The sequence below is a fragment of the Streptomyces sp. GC420 genome, from assembly GCF_009916105.1.
Lineage (GTDB): Bacteria > Actinomycetota > Actinomycetes > Streptomycetales > Streptomycetaceae > Streptomyces.
The window spans coordinates 1-6,318 of record NZ_JAAAXQ010000416.1; the positions used below are offsets into that span (position 1 = coordinate 1).

Below are 6,318 nucleotides of genomic sequence, written 5' to 3' on the forward strand. Positions count from 1 at the left end.
GGGGCGGCGACGGGGCGGACGGCTCGGGCGGCGGTGACGCGAGCGCGGACGGCGGCGGGGGCGACCGCAGCCTCACCCTCGGCGCCGTCGTCCTGGCCGGGGCGGCGGCCGCCTTCGTCTGGCTGCGCAGACTCCGCCGCCGCTAGCGGCAGCCGGCCGCCGGCGCGGGCCGGTCCCGGAAGCCGGCTCTGGATCGCTCTAGATCCCGACCAGTTCGAGCTGGCGCAGGATGCCGAGGTCGTCCTCGTTCCACCAGGTCTCGGCGATCCTGCCGCCCTCCAGGCGGATGGTGCCGTGGCCGCTGCCGGAGAACTCGCGGTTGGTGGCGGGTGTGCCCTGGAACGTGCCGGTGTGGCGGCCTTGGTAGGAGTAGCGGACGCAGACCATGTCGCCCTCGGCGATCATGCTGTCGATCGTGAACGTGGCCTGGAAGGCGTTCATCAGCTCGCGGTTCTCCTCCTTGGACTGGGCCAGTCCTACGTCGTAGGAGGAGAGGGACGGGTCGTGCTCCCGGTAGCCGGGCGTGCACAGCTCGTCCATGGCGTCCAGGTTCCGCTTGTTGACCACGTCCTCGAAGAAGGTGCGGACCGCGAGCTTGTTGAGCTGTTCGTCGCGGACGACGTCGAGGTCCGTGAAGGAGGGCATCTCGTCGCAGGCGGCCACCAGCTCCTGGAAGATCCGGTCCGTCTCCGGGAGCTTCGAGTTCTTCATCGCCTCCTCGTAGGAGGGGAATTCGACGATCTCCACGACATGTGTGGAGTCCGAGCGGTCACGCCCGACGATCGAGTGGGTCGCGGTCCGCTTCCCCTGCGTCGCCTCGACCCAGTTGTCCATGAGCCGGTTCAGCTCGTCGTACTTGCTGGTCTTGCAGTCGATGACCTGGATGAATGTCATGGCCGCGCTCCTCCCACCGGACGGAACGAACAGAACAATCAGGGCCATTTCAGGCTATACCCGACCCTTGGCCCGTCGCCGCTCGGTGAAGGCACCGGCCCTTCGGCCGCCGGCACGCGGCAGGGCCCGGCACGCCGTGCGCGCCGGGCCCTGTGCCGCTCGGTGCCGGAGTCAGAGCTTGTCGATCACGTAGTCGACGCAGGCCGTCAGGGCCTCGACGTCCGCCGGCTCGACGGCCGGGAACATCGCGACGCGCAGCTGGTTGCGGCCCAGCTTGCGGTACGGCTCGGTGTCCACGATGCCGTTGGCGCGCAGCACCTTCGCGACGGCAGCCGCGTCCACGCCCTCGGCGAAGTCGATGGTGCCGACGACCTGGGAGCGCTTGGCCGGGTCGGTGACGAACGGGGTGGCGTACGAGGACTTGTCGGCCCAGTTGTACAGGCGCGCGGAGGAGTCGCCGGTGCGGGAGACCGCCCAGTCCAGACCGCCCTGGCCGTTAATCCACTCCAACTGCTCGTTCAGCAGGAACAGCGTGGCCAGCGCCGGGGTGTTGTACGTCTGGTTCTTCAGCGAGTTGTCGATCGCGGTCGGCAGCGAGAAGAACTCGGGGATGTGGCGGCCCGACGCGTGGATGCGGGCGGCACGCTCCAGCGCGGCCGGGGAGAACGCCGCGATCCAGAGACCGCCGTCGGCGGCGAAGGACTTCTGCGGGGCGAAGTAGTAGACGTCCGTCTCGGTGATGTCGACCGGGAGACCGCCCGCGCCGGAGGTGGCGTCCACCAGGACCAGGGCGCCCTCGTCGGCGCCCGCGACCCGCTTGACCGGGGCCGCGACGCCGGTGGAGGTCTCGTTGTGCGTGAAGGCGTACACGTCCACGCCGGCCTCGGCGGCGGGCTCCGGGTGGGTACCGGGCTCGGAGGAGATCACGCTCGGCTCGGCGAGCCAGGGCGCGAGCTTCGCCGCCTTGGCGAACTTGGACGAGAACTCGCCGAAGGAGAGGTGCTGCGACTTCGACTCGATCAGACCGTGCGTCGCGATGTCCCAGAAGGCGGTGGAGCCGCCGTTGCCGAGGATCACCTCGTAGCCCTCGGGGAGGGAGAACAGGTCCCTCACACCTTGGCGGACCTTGCCCACCAGGTTCTTGACCGGGGCCTGCCGGTGCGAGGTTCCCATCAGCGAGGTACCGGTGGCGGCCAGGGCGGCGAGCGCCTCGGTGCGCACCTTGGAGGGGCCCGAACCGAATCGTCCGTCGGCGGGCTTGAGGTCAGCGGGGATCTGGATGTCCTGGATGTCGGCCACGGACGCGAGCCTAGTCGCTCGCCACACCCGGCGGACTGTCATGTCCGCCGGATGAGACGAGTCTCTCGCTTTGTGGGATCATCCGAATTTCTGCACGTGACGGCCGTGGTGAGGCGCGGTCAGGCTCCCGCGGACGCCGCCACCGGGGCGGGGTTCAGGTACACCGGAAGCTCGTACATGTCGTTCTGGGTGACCACCGGCTTGTTGCGCAGCTCGGACGGCTCGACCGCGAGCCGCAGGTCCGGGAAGCGGGCGAAGAGCGCCGGAAGGGCGATGGTCGCCTCCAGACGCGACAGGGCCGCGCCGGGGCACACGTGCGGGCCGTGGCCGAAGGAGATGTGGCGGATCGGCCCCGGACGGGTGATGTCGAACTCCGCCGCCGTGGGCCCGTACTGCCGCTCGTCCCAGCCGATCGCGGCGTACGACACGATCAGCGCCTCGCCCTTGGCGATGACCTTGTCCCCGACCGGCACGTCCTCCGTGGCGAAGCGGATCAGGACGTGCGAGGTCGGCGTGGCCCAGCGCAGGGTCTCCTCGACGGCGACGTCCCAGCCGACCTCACCCGACAGGACGAGGCGGAGCTGCTCCGGACGGGCGAGGAGCGCCGCCACCGCGTTGACGATGAGTGAGACGGTCGTCTCATGGCCGGCGACCATCGCCAGCTGGAGGGTGTTGACGATCTCCTCGTCGGTGAGCCGGTCGCCGTCCTCCGAGGCCTGGATCAGCGCGCCGGTCAGGTCGTCGGTGGGTGCCTCCTTCTTCTCCGCGACGGTCTTCGCCATCAGGCCGTTGAGCTCGGTGAGGGTCGCGACGACCTCGGCGGGCGGGGTCTGCGTCGAGAAGAACTTCTCGAACAGCACCTGCAGGCGCGGCAGCTGCTCCCGCTCGACACCCATGAGCTCGCTCACGACGTACACCGGGAGCGGGTAGGCGAACTCCGCCTTGAGGTCCACGGGGTCGAAGGAGTCCCGGGGCAGTTTGTCCAGCAGGTTCTCGGTCAGCTCGGTGATCCGCTCCCGCAGCTGCTCCACCCGGCGCGGGGTGAGCGCCTGCGCCACCAGGGAACGCAGCCGCCGGTGCTCCTCGCCGTCCACGGTCAGCATCGAACGGCCCGGGTTCGCCAGCCCGATCAGCGGCCAGTCGGGGGCTATTTCGCCCCGCTGCCAGGCCCCCCACACCTCGATGTCCTTGACCAGTCGCGGGTCGGTGAGCAGCGACCGTGCCTCCGCGTAGTGGGTGACCGCCCACACCGGGACGCCCCCGGGCAGTTCCACGGCGGCCAGCGGGCCCGCCGCGCCGAGCGCCGCGGTCTCGCCCGCCAGGTCGCCGACGAGGGGGTCGAGCCGGATCGGGTCCGCATGACCCGACACAGGGCACTTCATCGGTCTCCTCCAAGAGGGGTCAGGGTGGGGGTCGGGGTGAAGCGCACCGGCAGCTCGGACATCCCCCGCAGCCACGGGGAAGGACGCCGTACGAGCGTCTCGGCGGGCACCGCGAGATCGGTGTCGGGGAGGCGGTCCAGCAGGACCTCGATCCCCGTGCGCGCGATGACCTCGGCGATCTCCTGCGCGGGGAAGGGGCAGCGGTGGTCGCCGTGCCCGAAGGAGAAGAAGGCGTTGTTGCCGCCGCGCATCCTTCCGCCCTCGATGTGCACCTGCGGGTCCGCGTTGGCGGCGGCGAAGCCCAGCACCAGCAGGTCGCCCTGCTGGATGCGGCGGCCGCCGAGCTGGGTGTCGCGGGAGGCCCAGCGCCCGGCGATGTTCTGGCTCGGGGTGTCCTCCCACAGCACCTCGTTCATGGCCTCGGCGACGCTGTGCCGCCCGCCGGTGAAGGAGGCGGCGAACCGGTCGTCGGTGAGCATCAGGCGCAGTGAGTTGCCGATCCAGTCGGCGGTCGGCTGGTGGCCGGCGACCGTCATCACCATCAGGTCCTGGATGATCTCCTCGCCGGTGAACCCGTGGTGGTTCCCCTCGATCATCCGGGACACCACGTCGGGGCCGGGGGCCTCGCTCCTGAGGGCCACGAGCTCGGCCATCGACCGGGCCACGAACTGCTGGCCCGAGATCGCCTCCGCGGTGCCGTTGACCAGGTCGTTGATCGCCTTCACGAGCATCGGGCCCTGGTCCTCGCGGAAACCGTAGATCTTCGCGAGGACACGCACCGGCAGCAGCATCGCGAACTGGCCGATCAGCTCGGCCTCGCCGAATCCGCAGAAGGCGTCGATGAGTTCGTCCGCATACCGCTCGGCGTGCCGTTTCAGCTCGAACGGGTCGACGGCCTCCATCGCGTCGCTCATCATGGCGGCGCGCTGCCGGTGCCGTTCGCCGACCGTGTAGAGGATCGAGGGCTGCTTGCGGCCGATCATCGGCAGCAGCGGCCAGTCGTCCGGGATGCGCGCCCACTGGTTCCACAGGTCCGAGTCACGGCTGAACAGCACCGGGTCGCTGGTGACATGGAGCATCTCGCGGTAGCCGAGCACCAGCCAGGCCGGCACGTCGCCGTCCAGCACGATGGGGGCGACAGCGCCGTGGTCGCGCCTCATCTCGCGGTAGAGCGCGGCGGGTTCGACATGGAAGCGGGGCCCGCTGAACGGCACGGCGTCCGGTGCGGGGCCGGCGGCTCCGGTGTGGGTGGAGTGGGCTGGGCTCGGTGTGGTGGTCACGGTGCGGAGATCTCCCGGGCGGCGGACGCGGACAGCGTTTTGAGGTGCTCTACGAGGGTGATCAGTACGTTCTTGCTCGACAGCCGGGAACGGGCGTCACAGGTGAGGAGCGGAACGTGGTCGCTCAGATCGAGGGCGTCCCGCAGTTGCGCCTCGGTGTGGTGGGGCCCGCCGAAGTCGTTGCTCGCCACCACGAACGGCATCCCGTGGTGCTCCAGGCGGTCGATGGCGTACCAGGAGTCGGAGACCCGCCGGGTGTCGACCAGGACGACCGCCCCCAGGGCGCCCGCGAACAGCCGGTCCCACAGGAACCAGAAGCGCTCCTGACCGGGGGCGCCGAACAGGTAGAGGACCGATCGGGCGTCGATGCTGATCCGGCCGAAGTCGAAGGCGACCGTGGTCGCCGTCTTGCCGGTGACGCCGGTCAGGTCGTCCACCGACTCCCCGGCCCGGGTCATCGTCTCCTCGGTGTTCAGCGGACGGATCTCGCTGACCGAACGGACCATGGTGGTCTTGCCGACGCCGAAACCGCCGGTGATGACGATCTTCAGCCCGTTGTCGGCGGTGCTGCTCAGCGGCGCACGGCGGCGGGGGCTGAGATCAGAGGTTGCGAAGTCCAACGAGCACCTGCTCCAGGATGTCAGGGTCGGGCAGTTCGGCCGTCGTACGGGAAACACGGGGGTGGCGGGCGCTGATCCGGCCGGTGTCCAGGAGGTCGGACAGCAGGATCCGGATGATGCTCACCGGAAGCCCGAGGTCGGCGGCGAGTTCGACGACGGCCGTCGGGCGCTGGCAGATCCGCAGGATGAGGGCGTGCTCCGACTGCATGCCGGGGGCCGGGTCGCACTCGGCGACCACCAGGGTCACCAGGTCGAAGGCGTCGGAGCCGGGCCGGCTGCGGCCACCGGTGACGGTGTACAGCCGGTCCGGGTCGTCGTCCCGGCCGGGGCGGCGGCCCGGCCGGGAGCCGGAGCCCCTGGGGAAGTCGGAAGGGTTGCCCGGTAGGGGCGGCGTCATACGGTTTTGCCGTCCTTGCCGTCGGTGCGCGGGGGCGCGCTCAGGTAGTCGCCGAGCTGTTCCACGAGTTCGCTCATGTTGTGGCCGACAAGGCCGACGTCGGCGCTCTCGTCGGCGACGACGGCGAGGTGCGCGCCGTCCCCGGCCTCCACGATGAACAGGATTCCGCCGTAGAACTCGGCCATCGCCTGGCGTACGCCGCCGGTGCCGTCGCCGAACTCGATGGACGCGCCGTGCGAGAGGCTCTGGATGCCGGCGGAGATGGCGGCCAGCTGGTCGGCCTGGTCGACCGACAGTTCGGGGGTGCGGCACAGCTTGAGCCCGTCCCGGGACAGGACCAAGGCGTGCCGGGCTCCCGGGGTCCGCTGCAGCAGGCTCTCCAGCAGCCAGTCGAGCTTCTCGTCGGTGGCGGAGCCGGTACCGGTGGCTGGTGCGGTCATCGGGGG

The 6,318-nt window shown here is 70.3% G+C and carries 7 protein-coding genes; all 7 read right to left on the reverse strand.

The annotated features are described in order from the left end of the window. Positions 1-198 precede the first annotated feature (198 nt). The 7 genes from GUY61_RS32780 to GUY61_RS32810 all read right to left on the reverse strand — a co-directional run bounded on the left by GUY61_RS32780 (position 199) and on the right by GUY61_RS32810 (position 6,312). Complete coding sequence (locus GUY61_RS32780; RefSeq protein ID WP_166633957.1) at positions 199-894, reverse strand: ester cyclase; 696 nt, start codon at positions 892-894, stop codon at positions 199-201. Between the two features lie 171 nt (positions 895-1,065). After that, a complete protein-coding gene (gene serC / locus GUY61_RS32785) occupies positions 1,066-2,184 on the reverse strand; it encodes a phosphoserine transaminase (protein ID WP_166633962.1) in 1,119 nt (372 codons plus the stop codon). A gap of 128 nt (positions 2,185-2,312) precedes the next feature. Continuing rightward, positions 2,313-3,575 (reverse strand): cytochrome P450, encoded by a 1,263-nt coding sequence (locus GUY61_RS32790; RefSeq protein ID WP_166633958.1) that lies wholly within the window; start codon positions 3,573-3,575, stop codon positions 2,313-2,315. Next, positions 3,572-4,855 carry a cytochrome P450 gene (locus GUY61_RS32795; RefSeq protein ID WP_166633959.1) on the reverse strand — a complete coding sequence of 428 codons (1,284 nt, stop codon included), beginning with the start codon at positions 4,853-4,855 and terminating at the stop codon, positions 3,572-3,574. The genes GUY61_RS32790 and GUY61_RS32795 overlap by 4 nt, the downstream gene beginning before the upstream one ends. Further along, entirely contained in the window at positions 4,852-5,475 is a 624-nt protein-coding gene (locus tag GUY61_RS32800) for an ATP/GTP-binding protein (protein WP_166633960.1), read from the reverse strand. Before GUY61_RS32800 ends, GUY61_RS32795 begins: the two co-directional genes overlap by 4 nt. Next, complete coding sequence (locus GUY61_RS32805) at positions 5,456-5,872, reverse strand: DUF742 domain-containing protein (RefSeq protein WP_166633961.1); 417 nt, start codon at positions 5,870-5,872, stop codon at positions 5,456-5,458. Before GUY61_RS32805 ends, GUY61_RS32800 begins: the two co-directional genes overlap by 20 nt. Then, a complete protein-coding gene (locus tag GUY61_RS32810) occupies positions 5,869-6,312 on the reverse strand; it encodes a roadblock/LC7 domain-containing protein (RefSeq protein ID WP_166633963.1) in 444 nt (147 codons plus the stop codon). The genes GUY61_RS32805 and GUY61_RS32810 overlap by 4 nt, the downstream gene beginning before the upstream one ends. Between the last annotated feature and the right edge of the window lie 6 nt (positions 6,313-6,318).